The sequence below is a fragment of the Streptomyces sp. NPDC056296 genome, assembly GCF_042268605.1.
Lineage (GTDB): Bacteria > Actinomycetota > Actinomycetes > Streptomycetales > Streptomycetaceae > Streptomyces.
On sequence record NZ_JBHJRX010000012.1, the window covers coordinates 97,354 to 117,812 of the forward strand.

Genomic DNA, 20,459 nt, shown 5'->3' on the forward strand with positions numbered 1-20,459 from the left:
CTGTGCGCCACAGACCTGTGCGCGACACGCACCACCGTCAGTGAAGGGGCCGGGGGATGAATGCCCGCAGCGAGCCTGCAGCAGCAGAAGCGGGGCCGGACGCGCACGCGCGCTCGGTCGCACGCCCGCTGCTCGTCCGTGAGCTGCTGCTCGTGGCAGGGCTTTTCCTCGCGTACAAGTTCGGCCGGCAGCTCGCGACCGGTCACACCGCCGAGGCCTTCCGCAACGCCCACCACGTGTGGGACTGGGAGCGCGCGCTGCGGCTGCCCGACGAGGGCACGGTGCAGTCCCTGCTCCTGCACGGCGACACCCTGATACACGCGGCGAACACCTACTACGCGACCGTCCACTTCCCGGCCACCGCGGCCTTTCTGGTCTGGCTCTATCTGCGGCGGCCGGGGCACTATGTCTGGGCCCGCCGGGTGCTGGCCGCGGTGACCGGCTCCGCGCTGGTGCTGCACCTCCTCTTTCCGCTCGCCCCGCCGCGCATGCTGGGCGCCACCGGTCTGATCGACACGGCCCGGGTCTACGGCCCCTCCGTGTACGGGCCGCCGAGCACCGATCAGTTGTCGAACCAGTTCGCGGCGATGCCCTCGCTGCACTTCGGCTGGGCCCTGATGGTGGCGGTCGGGCTGATCGTCGCGACGCGGTCGCGCCTTCGGTGGCTGTGGCTGCTGCATCCGCTGTTCACGCTGCTGGTGATCGTGGGCACCGCGAACCACTACTGGCTCGACGTGATCGTGGCGACGGCCATGCTCGGCCTCGCCCTCGCGGTGGTCCGCCTGCCGCACCGGCCGCGGTGCACCGTGAGACACCGCCGGCCGGAGCTCCGGCGCCGGCCGGCGGAGCAGCGCGAGCTGGTGGGGGCGGGCCGATGAGCGCCGCCCTGATCGCCGTACTGCTGTCCCTGGTCTCCGCCTGCGCCTACGCCGCCGCGGCCGTCGCCCAGGAACGGCTGGCCTCCCGCAGCGCCGGCACGGGCGCGCTGCGGATGCTGGCCCGCGGGGCCTGGTGGTGGTCGGTCGCGCTGAACGCCTCGGCCGCGCTGCTGCACGTCGTGGCCCTCAAGTACGGACCCCTCACCGTGGTCCAGCCGCTCGGTGCGCTCACCCTGGTCGCGGCGGTGCCCCTGGGGGCACGACTGGCGGGCCGACGGGTCAGCGCGGTCGAGTGGCGGGGCATCGGACTGACGCTGCTCGGGCTCGGCGCGCTGCTGCTCACGGCGTCCGGACCCGCGCCCGACGACGTGCTGAGCGTGCCCGAGGCGCTGGCGGTCTCCGGCGCGACGGCGGCGCTGATCGGTGTTCTGTCCCGGCCCGGCACCCGGCCGGGACTGCGGCACGCGACGGCGTCCGGCATCGCCTCCGGGGTCGCCTCGGCGCTCACCCAGACCGTCACGGTCGCCGTCACGGACCACTCGGGCTCGCTGCTCAGCGTCCAGGTGATCGGGGTGGCGGTGCTGGTGGCGGGCTTCGCGGCGGGCGGGCTGCTGCTGGCGCAGACGGCGTACCGGGGAGGTCTGGGCGCCCCGCTGGCGGTGGTGACGCTGGCCAATCCGGTGGCCGCCGCGGTGATCGGGCTGTCCCTGCTCGGTGAGCGGCTGCGGGGCGGCGCGGGCGGCATGCTGCTCGCGCTGACCGGTGCGGCGCTGGCCGCCTGGGGCGTGGTCCAGCTGAGCCGGGCGACACCCGGGCGTTCCGACGAGGCCGGGGCGCCGGCTGCCGCACCGACACCGGCGACGGCGCCGGCCGCGCCGGCGGGCCCGGGAGCGGCGGGCCCGGAAGTGGCGGGCTCGGAAGTGGCGGGCCCGGGAGCCGTGGGCGCGGAAGCGGTGGGCCCGGGAGCGGTGGCCCCGGAAGTGGCGGGCCCGGAAACCGTGGGCGCGGAAGCGGTAGGCCCGGAAGCGGCGGACCCGGAAACCGTGAGCGCGGAAGCCGTGGGCCCGGAAGCCGTGGGCCCGGAAGCGGTGGCCCCGGAAGTGGCGGGCCCGGAAACCGTGGGCGCGGAAGCCGTGGGCGCGGAAGCCGTGGCCCCGGAAACCGTGGGCGCGGAAGCGGTAGGCCCGGAAGCGGTGAGCCCGGGAACGGCGGGCCCGAAAGCCGTGGGCGCGGAAGCGGTGGGCGCGGAAGCCGTGGCCCCGAAAGCCGTGGGCGCGGAAGCGGTGGGCGCGGAAGCCGTGGCCCCGAAAGCCGTGGGCGCGGGAGGGGTAGGCGCGGTAACGGCGGGCCCGGAAGCCATGGGCCCGGGAACGGTGGCCCCGGAAACCGTGGCCCCGAGGCAGGTGGGACCCGTGCTGGTGCCCCGGCAGCCCGGGCCGGGGCACCTCACGCGGCTGTAGGGCCTGTCCGGCCCGCGCCGTCAGTCCGTGACCATCGCCGGGTCGCTCACCCCCGGCCGCCCGTTCTCCACGTGTCCGGCGAAGCGCCGCAGGAACGCGGGGTCGGCCTCGGAGGTGACCGTCACGTCGTACCAGCGTCGGCTGCGGGTGAGGTCGACGGTGTGGTGCACGGTGGCGCCGGGGCGCACGGTGACGGTCCTGTCGCGGCCGCCGTAGGCGTTCTCGACCCGGAGACGGACCGTGCCGGACCCGGTGTTGGTGAGGGTCAGCCGGACGTCGTCGCCGCTGTGCCGGGCCGTGATCTCGGGCCCGGCCTTCTTGTTGGGGCCCCGGAAGGCGCGCAGGAAGCCGTTGGGGCCGTGCACGGTCAGGTCGTAGGCGCCGTCCGAGTACGCCGAGTTCCAGGTGTCCGCGATGGTCTTGCCGGCCTCGGTGGTGTAGGTCCAGGGGCCGTCGGTGCGGTTGCCGGAGGTGACGAGGAAGGCGGCACCGGCCTTGGCGCCGGAGGCGAAGGTCAGCGTGAACTTCCCGGCCGCCGTGTCCACGGCGCCGTCCACGTGCGGGGCGTACCGCAGCGGGCGGGCGGGGCGCAGACCGCGTTCCTGCCGGGGCATGTCCGGGTCGGCGGGCGGCGTCGGGCGGTAGTCCGGGTGGCGTTCGCGGTCCGGCGGCTCGTAGGCGTCGGTGTCCGGCAGCTCGGCCGGGCGGCTGTCCGTGCGGGAGAAGTCGAAGGCGGCGGTCAGGTCGCCGCAGATCGCGCGCCGCCACGGCGAGATGCCCGGCTCGCGCACGCCGAAGCGGCGCTCCATGAACCGGATGACGGAGGTGTGGTCGAAGGTCTCGGAGCAGACGAAGCCGCCCTTGCTCCAGGGCGAGACGACCAGCATCGGCACGCGCGGGCCGAGCCCGTAGAAGCCCTCCCGGTGCTTGGCGCTGCCCTCGAAGACGTCCAGGGAGACGTCGACGGTGGACCGCCCCTGCGCCGACGACTTCGGCGGCAGCGGCGGCACCAGGTGGTCGAAGAAGCCGTCGTTCTCGTCGTACGTGATGAACAGGGCGGTCTTCGCCCACACCGCGGGGTTGGAGGTGAGCGCGTCCAGAACCTGGGAGATGTACCAGGCGCCGTAGTTGGACGGCCAGTTGGAGTGCTCGGAGAAGGCCTCCGGGGCGGCTATCCAGGAGATCTTCGGCAGCCGGCCCGCCTTGACGTCGGCGCGGAGCCGGTCGAAGTAGCCGTCGCCGTTCTTCACGTCGGTGCCGGTGCGGGCCTTGTCGTACCAGGGATCGCCCGGCTTGGCGTTCCGGTACTTGTTGAAGTACAGCAGGGAGTTGTCGCCGTAGTTGCCGCGGTAGGCGTCGTCGATCCAGCCCCAGTGGCCGGCCGCGTCCAGGCCGTCGCCGATGTCCTGGTAGATCTTCCAGGAGACCCCGGCCTCCTCAAGACGCTCGGGGTACGTCGTCCAGTCGTAGCCCAGTTCGTCGTTGCCGAGGACCGGGCCGCCGCCCTGGCCGTCGTTGCCCGTATGGCCCGACCACATGTAGTAGCGGTTGGGGTCGGTGGAGCCGATGAAGGAGCAGTGGTAGGCGTCGCAGACGGTGAAGGTGTCGGCGAGCGCGTAGTGGAAGGGGATGTCCTCACGGGTCAGGTACGCCATCGTGGTGGTGCCCTTCGCGGGCAGCCACCGGTCGTACTTGCCGTTGTGGTAGGCGTCCTGGCCGTCGGACCAGCCGTGCGGAAGCCCCTCCAGGAACTGCATGCCGAGGTCGTCGGCCTCGGGGTGGAAGGGCAGCACCTCGGTGCCGTCGCTCTTGGTCTGGTGCCAGACCGACCTGCCGCCGTCCAGGGACACCGGGTGCGGGTCGCCGAAGCCGCGCACGCCGCGCAGCCCGCCGAAGTAGTGGTCGAACGAACGGTTCTCCTGCATCAGGACGACGATGTGCTCGACGTCCTCGATCGTCCCCGAGCGGTGGTTCGCCGGGAGCGCGGCGGCCCGCTCGATGCTCGCCGAAAGGGCGCTGAACGCCGTGGTGGCGCCCGCGAGTTGGAGGAAACGGCGCCGGTTCACTTCGGCCATGGGGTGTGGAAGCCTCTCGCCTTGGGGGGACTCACCCGGCCGGACGGTGCCGGATGATGACGGAATGCGCGCGAAAGGAGTGTTCCAGGAGCAGCAAACGTCAGGGAAGGGTCCGGTGGCGCTGGTGTGAAAGTCATCGGTACGTGAGGTGTGCCGGGCCCGCCACCCGGGGATGGTCGCGATCATGACAGGCATGCACACGGAAGCACCCCCGACCCGACGGCCCGTACGCCAGCTCCTCGCCGCCTCGGTGGGCAACGCCGTGGAGTGGTACGACTGGTACGCCTACACCTTCCTGGCCACCTACATCGCCGACCAGGTCTTCCCGGAGAGCGCGGACAACTCGCTGGTGCCGCTGCTGTCGACGTTCGCGGTGTTCGCGGTGGGCTTCTTCATGCGGCCGGTCGGCGGGCTGCTGATGGGCGCGATCGCCGACCGGCGCGGGCGGCGCGCCGCGCTGACGGTCACCATCCTGCTGATGGGCGGCAGCAGCCTGCTGGTCGGCCTGACCCCGACCTACGCGGCGGCCGGCGTGCTGGCCCCGGTGGTCCTGGTCGTGGCCCGGCTGCTCCAGGGCCTTTCGGTGGGCGGCGAGTTCGCGGCCTCGACGACCTTCCTCGTGGAGTCGGCGGGGCCCGGCCGACGCGGCCTGTTCTCCAGTTTCCAGTACGTCTCGACGACGGCCGGGCAGCTCGTCGCGTCCGGGATCGCGACGCTGCTCGTGGACACACTGAGCGAGGGGCAGATGAACGGCTGGGGGTGGCGGGTGCCGTTCGTCCTCGGTGCCGTCCTCAGCCTGGTCGGTTTCTGGATCCGGCAGGGCGCCCAGGAGACCCGCAGCGCCGAGCAGCAAAAGGCCCCGCGTCCCGCCCTGTTCGAGGCGCTGCGCCGCCATCCGCGCGAGTCCCTGCTGATCTGCGGCATCACGGCGGGCGGCACCATCGCCTACTACACCTGGACTTCGTACCTGCCGACGTACGCCGAGCTCAACACCGGGCTGGACAAGGCGGACGCGCTGCTCGCGGGCACCATCTCGCTCGCCTTCTTCGCGCTCCTCCAGCCGCTCGGCGGGCTGCTCTCCGACCGTTTCGGCCGCCGTCCGCTGCTGCTCTTCTTCGGCGTGGGGTTCGCCCTGCTGAGCGTGCCCATGCTGCACTCCCTGCGCGACTCGTTCACCGTCCTGCTGCTCGTGCAGTGCGCGGGCATGATCCTGCTGACCGGCTTCACCTCGATCAGCGCCGCCGTCAACGCCGAGATCTTCCCGCCCCGGGTGCGGGCGGCCGGCATCGGCTTCCCCTACTCGTTGACGGTCGCCCTGTTCGGCGGCACCGCACCGTACGTGGGCACGCTGTTCAAGGACCTCGGCCACTCCGGGCTCTTCCCCTGGTACGTTGCCGTCCTGTGCCTGCTGTCCTCGCTGGTGTACCTGCGGCTGCCGGAGACGGCACACAAGGAGCTGGAGCGCTGACGCCCTGCGCGGGCCGGGCTCATCCGCGCCAGGTACGGCGGGCGAGTGCCGCTTCCATACCGGCGGCGAGGGGACGACCGCACGCGGCGACCGCCCCCTCCAGAGCCGTACTCAGCGGCGGCGCTTGCCCGGTCGCGGCACCTCCAGTGCCTCCAGGAAGCCGACCTCGTCGGGGCCGTCACCGACGATAACGATGTCACGGAGCGCCGCCTGCCACGCCTCGGACACCTCCTTCGGGGCGCTGGCCTGGCGTCTGGCGCTGATCGGTCTCGGTCTGGGCCTCGCGTTTCCATGCGTTACCGCGACCGCCATCTCCTCAACTGGCGGGGAGCGTCATACAGAGCGTGCGATATGCCTGGAGCCCGGGCGAACTAGCAGGTTTTACGCCCCCTGGTCCCAGTGGTTCGGGAGGGTGTCGTCGTCCGGCGGGTGCTGTGCGGCTTTCTCGCGGGCACGAAGGATGGCCCAGGTGAGTGCGGTGAGGCAGGTGAGATACCAGGGCAGGGGCCGTAGGGCGGGCCACCAGTTGGCCTGCGGGGTCACGAGTAGCTCGGTGGCGGCGGTGGTCATGCCGGTGGCGAGGCTCCAGCACAGCAGGCGGCCGGTCCATTGCACGGCTCGGATGAGCCGGGCCTGGCCGTGGTGGCGCCAAGTGGGGCAGGAGATGGGCAGGCGTCTGCCGAGCGTGCGCATCCGAGGAAGGTCCTTCACAGCAGGGGTGGTTGCCGCGGGCTGGGGGACCACGCATGCAGGACGACGTAAGTGTGCAAGGTGTGAAGGCCCGGTCACAGCAGCACCCGGTGGGAGTCCGTTTGCCTTGAGACGACTTCGCTGCCTGCCCGCGGAGCCGTCTGACCAGCATGTAGGTGGAGGGGCCGCCATTCGGCGGGTGCGCCGGGCAGGTCTGAACTTGGCTGGAAGCGACTGGTCTCCGACTTCGAAACTCCGAGGGATCGCCGAGGCCGGAGGATTTCGGTCAAGTCCGGCTCCATGCCCCGAGATAGCATCCTCAGTTCCATCCATTCCTTGGGCTACTTGAGGTCTTTGTGTCCTGTATCGGCGGCTGAACCGGTGGGGCTGATTCCGGCCCGCATGCAGTTGGCATTCAGAGGGAGGCCACGCTGATTTGTGTGCTTCTTGTGACAGCTTGTGTGTCACTGGTGACCAGTGGGGTTACCAGATCTGACTTCCTGTGGGGGGAAGCTGATGCACTCGCGTGCCACAAGCGCGCCGTTTCGGCGTGCCCGGAGAACACACAGAACCGCTCTCGTCTCGGCGATCACCACGGCGGCCGTGGTGATCGCCGCCGCACCCGGCCTGGCGGCGACGCCGAAGCCGCAGTTGCCGGAGCCGGAGAGTCCGTGGACGAAGCCGACGAAGGTGGAGGCTCCCGCGACGCCGGCCGGGAAGATCAAAGCGCCGGCCTCACAGGCGGAGGCAAAGCCGTCGCCGGAGGTGGCCGCCTGGCGGGCCGTCCAGCATGCCCGCGCCACCGGCGAGCAGCCGACCAAGGCATCCGGGGCCCAGACGGCAGCCGCTGCCGCCACCGGCTACCTGCCCGAGGGGCAGGGCGAGGTGCCCTGGCACCAGATCACCGACACCCGCCTGAACGACGCCCTGGTGGCCCGGGTAAACATCTCCAACGGCAACCTGATGCTGGCCGCCACGGACTTCGACATCGCGGGCGTCGGCCAGAAACTCCAGCTGACCCGCACCTACAACTCCCTGGAAGCCCCGTGGGGCAAGGTCTCGCAGCGCTGGTGGCAGGCATACGAGCGCTACCTCCAGGTCAACGACGGTGAGGTGGCTGCCTTCGACGCCACCGGCAACCTGATCCGCTTCACCGCCAAGACCGACGGCACGTACACCACGCCGACGGGTTACTCGAAGGACCTGAAGAAGAACGCGGACGGCACCTACACCCTTACCGACCGCAAGTCCGGCACCAAGGACACGTACGACGAGCACGGCACTCTCACCAAGGTCACAGACAAGAACGACGGCACCATCACCGTCCAGCAGCATGACGACGGTGCCGAGCACAAGGGCTTCAAGCTCACCGAGACCCGCTCCGGCCGCTGGGTCGACCTGGTCAAGACCTACCCGAACCAGTGGCAGGCCAAGGACCACACCGGCCGCACCACCGTCCTCGACCTCGACGGGTCGGGCAACCTCGCCAAGGTCACCGACACTGACGGCAAAGCCACCACCTACGAGTACGACTCCTCCCACCGGGTGACGAAGGTGACCACCCCCGAGGGAACGGCCACCCTGTTCACCTACGACGGCCACAACCGCGTCCGCTCCATGCAGCGCGCCACCGAGTCGACGTCCGGCGGCCTCACGGGCCCGACCTGGCGCTACGACTACACGGCGGCCACCCCCACGGACGCGGGCACCACAACGGTCACCGACCCCGACGGCGACGCCACGAAGTACGTCCACAACGCGGACGGCGAGGTCACCAAGGTCACCGACCCGCTCGGTCACGCCCGCCACGCCACGTACAAGAACCACCTCACCCAGACGGCCATCGACGCCATGGGCACCGGCGCGGACGGCACGGGCGGCAACACGACCACGTACGGCTGGGACGGCCGCAACAACGCCCTCTCCCAGAAGCTGCCGCTCGGCGCGACCGCGTCCGTGTCCGCGTACCAGACGGTCGCGGGCACCGACCTGCCCAACGACTTCACGACCGCCGACGGCCGCAAGGACTCCTTCAAGTACGACGCCAACGGCAACACGATGTCGGTGACCACGTCGGGCACCGCGGGCGGGGTCCGGGAGTACACGTACAACGAGGCCACCCCGAAGTGCGGCGGTTTCGAGGGCCAGCGCTGCACGGCGAAGGATGGCAACGGCAAGGTCACGTCGTTCGAGTACGACGACGAGGGCAACCTGTGGAAGGTCAAGCCGCCGGCCCCGCTGGGCGAGACGACCTACACGTACGACGCGCTGGGCCGCGTGGGGACGGTCAAGGACGGAAGGGGTATCACCACCGTCTACGCCTACGACAACCGTGACCGCGTCCGCGAGGTCTCCTCCACCAACTCCACCGTCACGTACACCTACGACGGCGACGGCAACGTCAAGGCCCGCACCGACGCCTCGGGCACCACCACGTGGGAGTACGACAAGCTCAACCGGGAGAAGCGCCGCACCCTGCAGAACGGCGCCCAGACCGCGCTCGCGTACACGCCGGGCGGTGACGTCGACTTCTACACCGACCCGACCGGCACCACGGACTACACCTGGGACAAGGCCGGCCGCCTCGACCACCTGACGGCGCCGGACGGCGAGAAGACCGACTTCGACTACAACAACAACGACAAGCGCACCAGGACCGTCTACCCCGGCGGCACCACCCAGTCGGTGACGATCGACAAGAACGGCCGCCCGGAGAAGATCAAGACCACCTCGGGCACGCAGACGTTCATCGACCTCGCCTACAGCTACAAGAACACCGCGGGCAAGGACACCACCAAGATCCGCACCCGCACCGACAACCTCACCAAGTACACAACCACCTATACCTACGACTCCCAGAACCGCCTCACCTACGCCCTGGAAGCCGACTCGGCGGGCACCCGCAAGGCGTCGTGGCTGTACTGCTTCGACAAGGCCGGCAACCTCACCAGCCGCGACGGCAGCAAGACGACCTGCCCCGGCGGCACGACGTACACGTACAACGACGCGAGCGAGCTGACCGCCAAGAACGGCTCCACGACGGGCTGGTCCTACGACAAGCTCGGCCACGAGACCGCAGCGGCCGACAACAACCCTCGCACGGGCGAGTCCTGGACCGACTACAGCCAGCTGTCCGGCATCACCGCCGGCGGCACGACGTACGACTTGGTCCACGCAGGCACCAGCAACGCCGAGCGCACGAAGCTGGGCTCGACCTGGTTCCACCACACGGCCCTCGGCCTGGCGTCCACGACCACGAACGGCGTCGACACCGGATTCATCCGTGAGCCTTCGGGCACGCTGAACTCCATGACGACTGGGGGGAAGTCCTACTACTACCTCACCGACGCCACCGGCAACGTCCTCGGCCTCGCCGACAGCAGTGGCAAGCGCACCCACACCTACGCCTACGGACCCACCGGCCTCCCGCGCACCACCCCCACGGAGTCCGTCCCCCAGCCGTACCGCTACGCGGGCACGTACGCCGACCCGACGGGCCTGTACAAGATGGGCCACCGCTACTACGACCCCACCATCGGCCGCTTCACCCAACCCGACCCCTCCGGACAGGAAACCAACCCCTACCTCTACGCAAGCGGCGACCCCATCAACAACACTGACCCGGCCGGTCTGTTCTCATTCGCTGATGCGGTGGGTGTTGTCGCTGGCACCGTGGCTGGCGGTCTCGGTGCAGCAGCAGTTGGTGCTGCGTGTATCGGGACGGCTGGCGCTGCGTGTGTCGGCGCCGCCTTCGTCACCGGCGCGCTTTGGGGTGCAGGGGGCGGCGCTGCTGGCGCCACGATTGCAGGTGGCACGCAAGCGGAACGAGAGAATGGCATGTGGGGCGGCCTGATTGGTGGAGCAGTCGGGAGCTTCTTCTGAGGAGAAACGCGTGGAACGAAGAAGTCCAAACACACTCGCGATAGTCGTCAGTTGCGCCGCTCTTACCTGCCTCGTAGGAGTTCTTGCCACTGCTGCTGGACTTTTCGACTGGCCAGTTTGGCAGTCCGCCGTGCTCTTCGCTGCGGTCGGCCTCATTGCGGGCGGCATTGCCGTAGCGCGGCGAAAGTCAGTGTCTAGAAGCGGCGAAGAGACACGATGACATCCGCAGCCAGCGAGATGTTACGGATGCCAGAGCACTAACTGGATCAACAGCGCCTACCGCAAGCACAAGGGCTGGCCGCCAGGCGATAACCTGGCAGCCAGCCCTCACGAAGTGGGAGCCAGTATGGGGGCGAATCTGACTGCCTCGACTCCAGCGGACACTGCAAGACTTGTCATCTGGAATCGTATCTGGTCGTCGCCTTGCGTCGGGCGGCGAGGTAGGCGCTCCAGTCAGGTGCCGCGCGTTGGTGCCACTGTTCTGCTGTGATCACGTGTATTCCGGTGATCGAGGCCAGGACGGCCGGGGGGAGGTCGTGGGGGAGGTTCAGGCAGGCGGTAACCCGGGACGGTTTGGCTCTGATGCCGTAAGCGTTGAGCCGTCGCTGGAGAGTACTGACGGGCATGGGGCGGGCCGGGTAGCTTCCCTGGAAGAGCCCCGCAGGCGCCGGTACGGCGGCGGTCTCATGCCTGGTGGCGAGTTGCTCGATCAGGGTGTCGAGCGGTGGGGGCAGAGGAAGAGGCTGGCGGCCGAGGACGAGCCGGTTGCCTTCGGGATGCGGTCGGATGTCGCTGCTGGTGAGAGCGATGATCCGACTGAGCGGCTGGGCATAGAGGTGGACCAAGGCACCCGCGACCCTGACGTCGAGTGGCAGCTGGTCGTCGTGAAGACATTGCTGGAGGACGTCCCAGTGGACGTCCTCGTCGAGGCCCGCAGGGTCCGGCCTTCCTCGGTGGGGGACGAGGAGCTCGTGTGCGTAGCCGCGTCGGGCTGCCCAGACGAGGAAGTCGCGGACGTTGTACCGGGTGCTCTTGCCGCCGGCCAGCCAGTCGTCCACGTGCTCTTGCGTGACGGTGTTAAGGGTGTGGCCGCGTTCTTCGGCCCAGGAGAGGAAGCGGGCGGCGCTGTGGATGCGGGCGCGGGCCCATGCGGTGATGTGTGCTGTGGGAGCTCGCGTGCGGGCGCGGCGCCGCAGGCGGGGCAGGACGCTCCAGCGGACGTAGGTGCGCAGGATGGTGTCGAACTGCGGGTGTTTCGCCAGGACCAGTCCCAGGCGTAGCTCGATGTGGGCGAGGTGTTCGTCGCGCGGGGGCAGGCTGCCGGCGGCGACCAGGATCTTACGGATGTGCCCCACGGTGGTGTGGTGGCCTGCGCGGAAGGCGTCGTCCAGGACGTCGTGGCTGATCGGGTTTCCTGTGGCGGTGAGGTGGATGAAGAGTTTCCGCACGTTGGACTGACGCAGCCACTGCAGGGCAGACCTGCCGTTGCCGGTGTCGGCGACCGCACTGCGGAGCTGGTGGAGCTGCTCGGCCGCCTCTGCGGGGATGACGGACAGGGTCCGGGCGAGCTGGTCGTCGATGGCGCACGGGTAGCAGAGTCCTCGGGCGTGGGCTCCGCCTGGGTTGTCACAGCGGGTGCAAGCGTAGTCGGTGCCGTGCCCGGAGCAGGTTCCGCGCAGCGTTTGCCCGTCGGCATTTCCGACCAGGGCGCGGTCTCTTCCGCAGCGGTCGCAGCTCCGGGGCTCGTCGAGGATGCGGGCGTAGCACTGCTTGCAGACCGGTCCTCGGGGCCAGTTCGCCGTGGCGGGTGCGGTCCGGCCGCAGCAGGCGCAGACGCTGGAGGGGCGGGTGCGGCAGGCAGCGCAGAGCAGGCGGTCGCCGTCTCTGGCTGAGATCTGGCAGTAGGTGTGTTTGCCGCATCTGGTACATGTCTTCTTCGGTGCGTCGTGCTGGTAGTAGCACACTTGGCAGACGCCGCGGGCCGGGCAGGGGCGGGTCTTTCCGCATCGACGGCAGACCGCGACGGATGCCTGGTACCGGGCCGCGGCCCCACAGCTTTCACAGATCCGCCCGCCGGGAACGAGGTGGACTAGGAGGCGGCAGCGGCCGCACTGCGTACAGGCGGGCCGGCGCGCGTCGGTGTAGCCGGCCTCGATCAGGTGCCCAATAATCGTCTGAACCGAGACGATCGCTTCCGGGGCACCGCTGGTGAGTGCGGCCGGGTGATTCTCCAGGTGTTTGCGCGCTGCCGCTCGCGCCTGGGGTGCCATGTCGGCGACCACGGCGGCGGCCGTCTCCGGCGCCAGCCCGGGGGCACTGGGTCAGGAGCTGCCTGGCCAGAGCCTCGCGGGTCGCGGTCGCGGCGGACCCTTCCAACTGTCGTCTCACAGTCCCTCCGGGCGCCGGAGCCGGGTGCGGCGGGTCGGCGGGGCCGCGGCCGTGGTGTCTCCGACCGCGGTGGGTTTGGCGACCTGCCGGCGGACCTCGATGACCTCGATCAGGTCGTTCGGGGTGCAGGCCAGAATGTCGCAGAGCGCCGCCAGTGTGTCCATCGACAGCCGCTGGGGTGGCTGTGTTACGAGCCGGTAGACCTGCTCCCGGGACAGATGGACGCCTCGCTCGGCGAGCAGCGGCACGAGATCGGTGGTCTGAAACATGTCCTGCGCGGCCATCAGCTTGCGCAGGTTCCAGCGCACTCCCTGGGTCTTGGTCACCGGCTGCTTCCCGTCGCTGTGCGCGGGCATCGTTCGCTCGGCCGTACGTGTTGACGCTGCAGATGGGCCTCGAGCAGGCGGTTTCGGTACTCGTCCGAGACCCAGGTGTAGAGCGCGGTGGTGGAGCCGTGTCGATGCCCGACCTGGTCCTGAACGAACCGCTCGGGATAGCCGAACTCGATCAGATGCGTCACGTAGCCGTGCCTTGTGTCCGCAGAGGCCGTGTGCGGATGACTCCGTGTGGCGATTGAGCAGGTCCGATCGCAGAGGCGGCTTTCGCGACGCAGATGGTCGGCTGTGTTGGATTCCGCAGGACCTCCCGTGATGCAGGTCACTCTCTTTCGTGTTCCTGGGGCCTCGCTGTCAGTGGGGACTGAGATCGTGCCTCCGTGAGCGAATTGGTGGAGCATGTAGATGAGCAGGACCGCGTGTTGGGAGTCGTCGAACGAGGCGAGGCGGAGCGTCAGGACTGGCCGCATCGCATTGCGACGACGATCTGCCGTGCTCGGGCAGGGCGGATCTTGGTGCTGCGACGGTCCGAGACGCATTCCCGGTTCCCTGGCTACTACGACGTGATGGTCGGTGGCGCCGTGAACGTTGGTGAGTCGTATGAGGAAGCCGCGGCCCGGGAACTGTCCGAAGAGCTGGGCGTTCGTGTGCCCGTGCGCTTCATGTTCAAGTTCCTTTGCCGGGAGGGGATCAGCCCCGTGTGGTTTGGGGTGCATGAGGCTGTCGTGACTGAACCCCTGATCCCGGACCCGGGCGAGATCGCCTGGCAGGGCTGGCTGACAGAGGCCGAATTGTGCGAGGTCGTCGATCAACGGCTCTTCGTTCCGGGAGGACGGAAAGCTCTGTGCCGATACCTGCAGTCCGAGTCCGCCGGCAGCTGAAGAGGCGTCTCCCCGGCGATCCGCCGATGTCAGTGGCGACTGCGATGCTGTCGGCATGATCCCTTGGAACCTGCTGGTCATCGACAAGGCGCTGCGGGCCAGTTGGGCCGCTGACACCTGTTCCCCGGACGACCTCGCCCGCGCCGGCTGGCAGCCCGACAACCCGGCGTGGGGTCACTGTGACATCACCGCTTTGATAGTGAACGACATCTTCGGTGGCGACCTCATGGTCGGGGAGGTCCACTGCGGTGGGGAACAGCACGGATTTCACTGGTGGAATCGGTTGCCCAGCGGTGTGGACCTCGACCTGACGCACGAGCAGTTCCGGGATGGCCAGACCGTCACCGCAGCCCGGGGCGTCAAACGTCCACCTGGGCCTCTTCCTCGGCGCTGGGAGGAGTATCTCCTTCTGCGCGAGCGCGTCATCGAGCACCTCGGTCACCTCCCCGAGCCTGCCTGACCCGCGGAGATCGTGCTTCAACTGCACGTCCCGATCACGGTGGTTCGTGGTGCGGGAAGGCGGCTGACCCGGCTGGCCCCGGCGGCGGCATCACGGAGCCGAACGATCTCCTCGTGCTGTGCGGCGAGCCGGGCCAGGGCCTGGGCGCGGAAGTCCGCGAGCTCGTCGATCGTCTGTTCCGACTTGGCCAGTCGCTCCCTGAGCTTGGCATTCTCCGCCTTGAGGCGCGTGATCTGGGCTTCGCGGGGGTCGGGGATCTCGCCGGCCTGCTGCAGCGCCTGGACCCGTCGTTCGAACTCGACGCGAAGGTGAGCGTAGGGGCGGGTGCCGTAGAACGCGGTGCGGTCGACCGCGGCTTCGTTGGCGAGGGTCTTGATGTCGCACTTTCCGCCGGGCGGGATCTCGCCTCGGAGGAGCCGGTCCATGGCGGCCCGGATGCGGTTCTTGTTCTCGGTCCGCTGGGCTGCGGAGATTCTCATGCGGACTCCTCGTCCATGGTGGTGCTGGCGGCGTCGATCTCGGCGACGACGCGGAGGGCCCTGTCGTAGTCGGCTTGGAGCCGGGTGCGTTCGGTCTTGCGTGTGGTGCCGAGCTGGCCGAGGAAGATCTTGGTGCGTTCGGCGTGCTCGGCCCAGACGGGCCGGTGGCAGGGGTGATGGGTGGCCTGCGGACAGCGGGCGGAGTCACACATCCCGACCAGCGGACGGTCGGCCATCGGGGTGCCGGCCAGCTTGAGGCAGAGTGCCCGGGACGGGTCGGTGAACCAGCAGTAGTTCGCCGGTCCGAGGTGCAGAACGTTGGCGCGTTTGGTCAGGAGGTTGAGGACGTCTCGGTCGTTGCGCTGGGTTTTCGGGGCCGTGGCCGAGGCGGCATCGAGCTGGGCGTCGATGCCGGCGAAGAACTCGGTGAGGCTGCGGGCGCCGGGACCGGCGGGCAGAACGCCGTCCTGGTAGTTTCGGAACTCCTTCAGTGCCAGCTGGAGATTGCGCTCGCTCTCGTGCTTGTTGACCTCAGCCAACAGCTCGGCCTGGGCCCCGCCAGGGCGCGAGGCATAGCCCTCCGTTGTGGCCACGGCGATATGTTTCATGTGGATCTTGGTAGCCAGGACGCCGCCGGGCCGGTAGGCCATTTCCAGGGACAAAGTGCGCCGCAGCATCCGCAAGTTGACTGGTCCCTTGGGGATCATCGCTAGGCCAAGTCGTCGACCGGCTTCGGAGTTGGTCCAGTTCTTGAACCACTTGAAGCGGACGTTGAAGGAGAACCGGCCGATCAGCAGGGCTCCTTCTGCCGGGGCGTCGTGCAGTTGCTCGAGGAGCTCGATCGCGCGATAGACCGGCTCGATGACGACCCACTCGTCGGCGGTGCCGCCCAGCGGCTGCCCTTTGACGATCTTGCTGGCGATCCGGTAGCGGGGCAGGCCCGGGACGGCCTCGTCGGGCGGTTGCCGGCAGCCGATGCGCAATTCCATCAGCTCACTCGCGCGCATGCCTGAGATGGCGGCAGCGGTGATGATCGCGGCGGTGCGGACGATGCCGACCAGGGCGACGGCCTGGAGCCGGGACAACGGCAGGGTCCAGGGCAGTGACGATGTTCCGTCGGCCGCGGGGACCAGGTCGGCTTCGCGGCCGAACGGTCTCTCGACGCCGACCTGCGCCAGGGCGTCTTCCAGAGCCGGCCGCATGGTGGGCAGCCATGGATGGCAGAACTGGCTCAGCCCGGCCCGGCGGGCGAGGGTGCCCATGGCCACCGGGAGAAGAGGATCGTCCTCGGCCCAGCCCTTTTCCAGGCGTTTCGCGATGTAATGGTCCTCCAGCATGGGCAGGGCTGTGCACGTATCCGTGTACTCGGCGAGGATTTCGCTGAGCTCCCGGACCGGGACGCGGTTCTTGGGGCCGACACGCCGGAGTCCTTGGGCTCGCCGTGCCGAGTGAAGGTCGGATTCGCGGATCTTGTGTGCCAGGGCGACGGCGTGCGGGCCCAGTGTGGACATCAGATAGAGGGCGGCCGCGAGCATCGGCTGCATGATCTCGTCCGAGACCGGTTGGGTCTTGTTCTCCTCTCGGCCACTGGGCATCTCGGCGACGGCGGAGGCGGTGGCGCCGCCCCAGGGCCGCAGCTCGGCGGAAACGCGGTCGGCGGTGAACAGATCGCGGTAGTTCACCAGGTCGACAACGACCTGGGCGGCGGATCTCCTGGTTGCGTGGCTGTTCTCGCCGATCACGGCTCCTTCCTCGTCGAGCACGTAGCGGCGGTGGGCCAGGTATGCCTCGCAGTCCCGGGTGGTGATCTGTTGCAGTCCGCCGGTCGCCCGTTCGCGCAACCAGTTGAAGAAGCGGACGAGTTCGTCGAGACGGCTGCGGCAACTGGTGACGTGGAGCGGGTTGCGGAAGGCGCGGGGCAATGGGGCGACCGTCTGGTGGCGTGGTGCGAGCATCGCCAGGACCAGTTCCTTGGCCACCAGTCGCCAACGCGAGTCCGTGATCAGGGTGAAGTCGAAGCGCCTCAGCGAGGGGCTCAACTGGGTCGGCAAGCCGATGACGTGGGTGAAGTCCCAGATGTCGTCCTCGAACGCGGGGCGAGCGGCATCGCCGGGCAGCGTCAGGCCGGCTTCGTCGCAGACATCGGCGCGCGCAAAGACGGCAGAGTGTCCGTCGAACGCGGGAGCGAGTGCGGTGCTCATGCGGTCATCTCCTCGGGCCGCAGGGGAAGTTCGTCGTCCCGGTCGGTGACGTGGGCGGCGGCCGCGGTGACCACGGCCGGATCGAAGCGGTCCAGGACCTGCTGGACGCGGGCGGCGTAGGGGCCGAAGACCGCCATGAAGTGGGCAGCGGGCATCTGCTGCCACTGCCGGGAGAAGAACGCCTTCAGCCGCAGCAGGTTGACCGCGTGCCGTGGTGCGAACACCGCCAGGGGACACAACAGGCAGACCCAGGGGCGGGCCGGACAGGGCTTGCCCTTCGGGCCGTGTAGTCCGGACAGCTGATCGCCGCAGGCGGCGGTGAACACATCCCTCTGTCCGCCCACGAGTTCGGCGATCACGTCGTCGTCGAGGGCAAGGTCCGCCACGAGCTGCGGATAGCCCTCGGCCAGGGCGGCGGCCTCTTCCTCGGTGATCACCGTCGGCGGATGGGACCTGCGCAGCAGGTCATGCTGGGCGTCTTCGATCACAGCCTCGACCGCCCGTTGCTGGGCAGGGGTCGCGGCCGTCAGATAGTGGTCGCCTTCGACGCCGGGGGTGTGGTTCGGGTCGATGGTGGCCCGGCCGCTGCCGGTCCAGGTGCTCTTGTCCCGCATCGCCTCGTGCGTGGTGCGGATCCGGGACCGGTGGATCTTCAGGGGCTGCCCGTCGTCCCCGACCAGTTGGTGTCGCTGGACCCACCGCTGGATGGCGACGCGGTCGAACTGCCTCACCCGGCGGTCACCGCCGGCCCGGCTCAGCCCCAACCACAGTTTGCGGCCCTCGTCCGGCGGAACGAAGCTCCGCAGCAGCGTGGAGTGGCCCAGCCACTGCTCCAGCAGGCGCACGGCCCTGCGCGGCAGATTCAGGCTCTCGGCCGCGGTGCGGCCCTTGACGTAGGAGAGCAGGATCGTGGAGTCCCCGGCCCAGTCGACGTCCTGCGTGACCAGGTCCTCGATGCCGTCCGGCACGATGCCGGAGTAGATGCCGAACAGCAACCGGTAGGCGATGAGCACTTCCAGGTGCGGGAACAGGGCCTGCGTCGCGTCGTGGAAGCCGCCCCGGCGGTGGACGAGAGCAGCCGAGATGCCGACGTTGCGGCCGAACGTGGAGATGTTCACCGGCCCGATGGTGGCCAGCAGCCAGCGAAGATTTCGGGGAGTCCATCCGCCCTCGCCGGGATGCTGTCCGTGAGCGACAGCGGTCAGGGCTTGCCGGTGGGCCGCGTACGACTCCTCGACGAGCCGTCGGCAGAGGTCGCCCAGCCGCTGCCACTCGGTCTCGGAGTAGGGAGGCAGGGTGTGGTGGTTCGGCTGAACGTTGAAGTTCCGTCCGGCCGCGAGCTCCAGCGCACCGTCCGTCAGCGAGCCGCCGGCCTGACCGAACGCCTCGATCATCGCGCGGGTGCATGCCTCCCGGCCACCCGAGCATCCCATCAAATACTCGGCCAGCCTGCCCCGTCTGAGCTGGTCAAGGCCGCCGGTGAAGCCCTGCGCGGCCAGTGTCCGCACCATGCCCCGGATCGCCTGGGCGTAATGGTTGACCGTGCCCGCGGAATCCGCAGTGCCGTGCGGATGGATCAGGTCCACCAAGCCGGTGGCCAACTGCCGGGCCAGCAACGGGTTCGACAAGCCGTCCAGCGAGAACGCCGCACGGCTTCCGTCGCTGAACACGCAGGTGATTCCCAGGGGTTGGTCGATCAGCATGGTCGGCATCAAGCAGCCCCGTCCTCGATGTCGTCGTCGAACTCGGCGGCGGCTTCCCGATCGGCGCTCGCGTCGTCGTTCAGTCCGGCTGCGGCGCCGGCGCCCTCATATGCCTCCCGGAAGATGCGCGTTGTGTCCAAGCGCCGGAGGTATTTTTCCGTGGTGAGGACGGTGGAATGTCCTAGAAGATCACGAAGTACCAGCAGCGGGTCGGCCTTGCTGAGGTAGAAGACCAGGGCGGCGTCGGCATCGGTGTCCCGCACAAGCTTCGCGGCCTGCCGGTAGTGCCCGGTGACCAGGTATTCCAAGGTCCTCATCGAGAAGGTGTGACGGCATCGGTGGGGCCAGACGTGCGGGAACCGGGGCTCGAAGCGGGCCCGGATCCGGTCCGAGGTCCGCTCGAAGACCGTGGCCCAGGCGGTGAACGGGCCTCCACCGTTCTTCACCGCCAGCAGGCACGAACCGCCCTCCGAGGCGACCAAGCGACGCCGCTCAGCTGGCGTCAGCGACTCCCAGGGCCGCCGGACCCCGTTGATCAACCCGCCCCGCGCGTCCGGCTCGCTCACCATCAGCGGTTCGCCCCACCGCCGTGGCGGCCGCCAGAGTGAGCCGTCCGTCGTGGCGGCCCGGTCCAGCTCGACATAGTCGTGCAGCCCGGCCAGGGCCTCGTAAGAGGTCCACGTGGTGCGGAACTTCTTGCCCTTGGTGATCCCGGCCGGCACCGGGAACGGGATGGGAACCGCGGTCGGCTCCGGCGGCAGGGCGGGGATCTCCCAGGGAAGCAGGTAGGTGAATTCCTGCAGCCGCATTCCGGTGGCCAGCGCGTGATCCCCGACAGCCGCGTTGCGGGTCAGTTCCCGCCCGTGGAAGCCGGTGTCCTGCGAGCCGTCCGGTGCCAGTCCGCGCAGTCCGTTGCGAAACAGCTCGGTGAAGTCCGGCTCCAGGTACTTGATCGTCACATGCGGCTTCGGGGTGCGGCGGACCGCCAGGTTCACCTTCACTTCCCGGCCGGTCCCGGCGAACAGGGCCCGCGCGGCCCGGTAGGTGAACGGCTCCGCCGTCGCGTACCCCTCGTCGATGGCCCACCGGTAGAACAGCGACAGGATACTCATGTGCTGGCCCCAGGTCGTCGCCGCGAACCGGGCCTTCAACGGACCCGCGGCGCGGTGCTCGGCGTACCGGCTCAGCCCGGCCTTCAACCGCTCCCGCGAGTCGAACAACCCGACCCCATGCTCGGCCAGAAACTCCATCCACTCCTTGACGGCTCGCGCGTAGTTCTCCCACGAGCTCGGCGCGGGCGCCCCGCTGGCCGGAAGCTCACGCACCCACCGGTTCGCCACCGCCGTCGGACGCGGCGCAGCCGGGCCGTCCTCGAAGCGCAGGTCGTCATCGACGAGCACGGGCATTCCCTCGGGGATCAACGGCCGATGCTCGACGTCCCAGGACTGCCAGCCCCGAGACGAGAAGAAGTTCAGGATCATGGGCGCTGACAGTAGAAACACCACACGGCTCAGCGCAAAGCCCAAACATTCAGGCCACCAGCCCAGTTGGAGCCAATC

13 protein-coding genes and 2 pseudogenes are annotated in these 20,459 nt (G+C 69.3%); 6 read left to right on the top strand and 9 right to left on the bottom strand.

Going from position 1 to position 20,459, the window contains the following annotated elements:
* Positions 1–56 precede the first annotated feature (56 nt).
* Both ACFCZF_RS11560 and ACFCZF_RS11565 read left to right on the top strand, forming a co-directional pair.
* Positions 57–878 (top strand): phosphatase PAP2 family protein, encoded by an 822-nt coding sequence (locus ACFCZF_RS11560; protein ID WP_376671489.1) that lies wholly within the window; start codon positions 57–59, stop codon positions 876–878.
* Positions 875–1,691, top strand: a pseudogene (locus ACFCZF_RS11565) (hypothetical protein); the annotation flags it as partial. The gene ACFCZF_RS11560 and the pseudogene ACFCZF_RS11565, both read left to right, overlap by 4 nt.
* Positions 1,692–2,358: 667 nt before the next feature.
* Here the strand turns inward: ACFCZF_RS11565 and ACFCZF_RS11570 are convergent.
* Positions 2,359–4,413, bottom strand: a complete 2,055-nt coding sequence (locus ACFCZF_RS11570; RefSeq protein WP_376671490.1) for a phosphocholine-specific phospholipase C — start codon at positions 4,411–4,413, stop codon at positions 2,359–2,361.
* Between the two features lie 172 nt (positions 4,414–4,585).
* Between ACFCZF_RS11570 and ACFCZF_RS11575 the strand changes: the two genes are divergently transcribed.
* Positions 4,586–5,881, top strand: coding sequence for an MFS transporter (locus ACFCZF_RS11575; protein WP_376671491.1), 1,296 nt, complete (start codon positions 4,586–4,588; stop codon positions 5,879–5,881).
* Positions 5,882–6,262: 381 nt separating this feature from the next.
* On the opposite strand, the gene ACFCZF_RS11580 is transcribed toward ACFCZF_RS11575, so the two are convergent.
* Positions 6,263–6,574: a hypothetical protein gene (locus ACFCZF_RS11580; protein WP_376671492.1), complete on the bottom strand. Its 312-nt coding sequence runs from the start codon at positions 6,572–6,574 to the stop codon at positions 6,263–6,265.
* Positions 6,575–7,174: 600 nt separating this feature from the next.
* Between ACFCZF_RS11580 and ACFCZF_RS11585 the strand changes: the two genes are divergently transcribed.
* Complete coding sequence (locus tag ACFCZF_RS11585) at positions 7,175–10,453, top strand: RHS repeat-associated core domain-containing protein (RefSeq protein ID WP_376671493.1); 3,279 nt, start codon at positions 7,175–7,177, stop codon at positions 10,451–10,453.
* A 395-nt stretch (positions 10,454–10,848) separates the two neighbouring features.
* Here ACFCZF_RS11585 and ACFCZF_RS11590 read toward each other — a convergent pair whose 3' ends face one another.
* From ACFCZF_RS11590 to ACFCZF_RS11600, 3 genes and pseudogenes are all read right to left on the bottom strand, one after another.
* Entirely contained in the window at positions 10,849–12,417 is a 1,569-nt protein-coding gene (locus ACFCZF_RS11590) for a hypothetical protein (RefSeq protein ID WP_376671494.1), read from the bottom strand.
* Positions 12,418–12,837: 420 nt separating this feature from the next.
* The gene (locus ACFCZF_RS11595; RefSeq protein ID WP_376671495.1) at positions 12,838–13,167 is read right to left on the bottom strand and encodes a helix-turn-helix domain-containing protein; all 330 of its coding nucleotides are present in this window, start codon (positions 13,165–13,167) and stop codon (positions 12,838–12,840) included.
* Positions 13,164–13,373 (bottom strand): annotated as a pseudogene (locus ACFCZF_RS11600) (tyrosine-type recombinase/integrase); the annotation flags it as partial. The gene ACFCZF_RS11595 and the pseudogene ACFCZF_RS11600, both read right to left, overlap by 4 nt.
* A gap of 183 nt (positions 13,374–13,556) precedes the next feature.
* On the opposite strand from ACFCZF_RS11600, the gene ACFCZF_RS11605 reads away from it, so the two are divergent.
* Positions 13,557–14,057, top strand: a complete 501-nt coding sequence (locus ACFCZF_RS11605; protein ID WP_376671496.1) for an NUDIX hydrolase — start codon at positions 13,557–13,559, stop codon at positions 14,055–14,057.
* A gap of 55 nt (positions 14,058–14,112) precedes the next feature.
* Positions 14,113–14,517, top strand: a complete 405-nt coding sequence (locus ACFCZF_RS11610) for a hypothetical protein (RefSeq protein WP_376671497.1) — start codon at positions 14,113–14,115, stop codon at positions 14,515–14,517.
* A gap of 17 nt (positions 14,518–14,534) precedes the next feature.
* Here the strand turns inward: ACFCZF_RS11610 and ACFCZF_RS11615 are convergent, their stop codons facing one another.
* From ACFCZF_RS11615 to ACFCZF_RS11630, 4 genes are read right to left on the bottom strand one after another with little or no spacing between them, the layout of a single operon-like run.
* Entirely contained in the window at positions 14,535–14,996 is a 462-nt protein-coding gene (locus ACFCZF_RS11615; protein ID WP_376671498.1) for a hypothetical protein, read from the bottom strand.
* On the bottom strand, positions 14,993–17,197 hold the full coding sequence (locus ACFCZF_RS11620) for a site-specific integrase (protein ID WP_376671499.1): 2,205 nt from the start codon (positions 17,195–17,197) through the stop codon (positions 14,993–14,995). Before ACFCZF_RS11620 ends, ACFCZF_RS11615 begins: the two co-directional genes overlap by 4 nt.
* Positions 17,194–18,909 (bottom strand): hypothetical protein, encoded by a 1,716-nt coding sequence (locus ACFCZF_RS11625; protein WP_376671500.1) that lies wholly within the window; start codon positions 18,907–18,909, stop codon positions 17,194–17,196. The genes ACFCZF_RS11620 and ACFCZF_RS11625 overlap by 4 nt, the downstream gene beginning before the upstream one ends.
* A complete protein-coding gene (locus ACFCZF_RS11630; RefSeq protein WP_376671501.1) occupies positions 18,909–20,381 on the bottom strand; it encodes a site-specific integrase in 1,473 nt (490 codons plus the stop codon). Before ACFCZF_RS11630 ends, ACFCZF_RS11625 begins: the two co-directional genes overlap by 1 nt.
* Positions 20,382–20,459 lie beyond the last annotated feature (78 nt).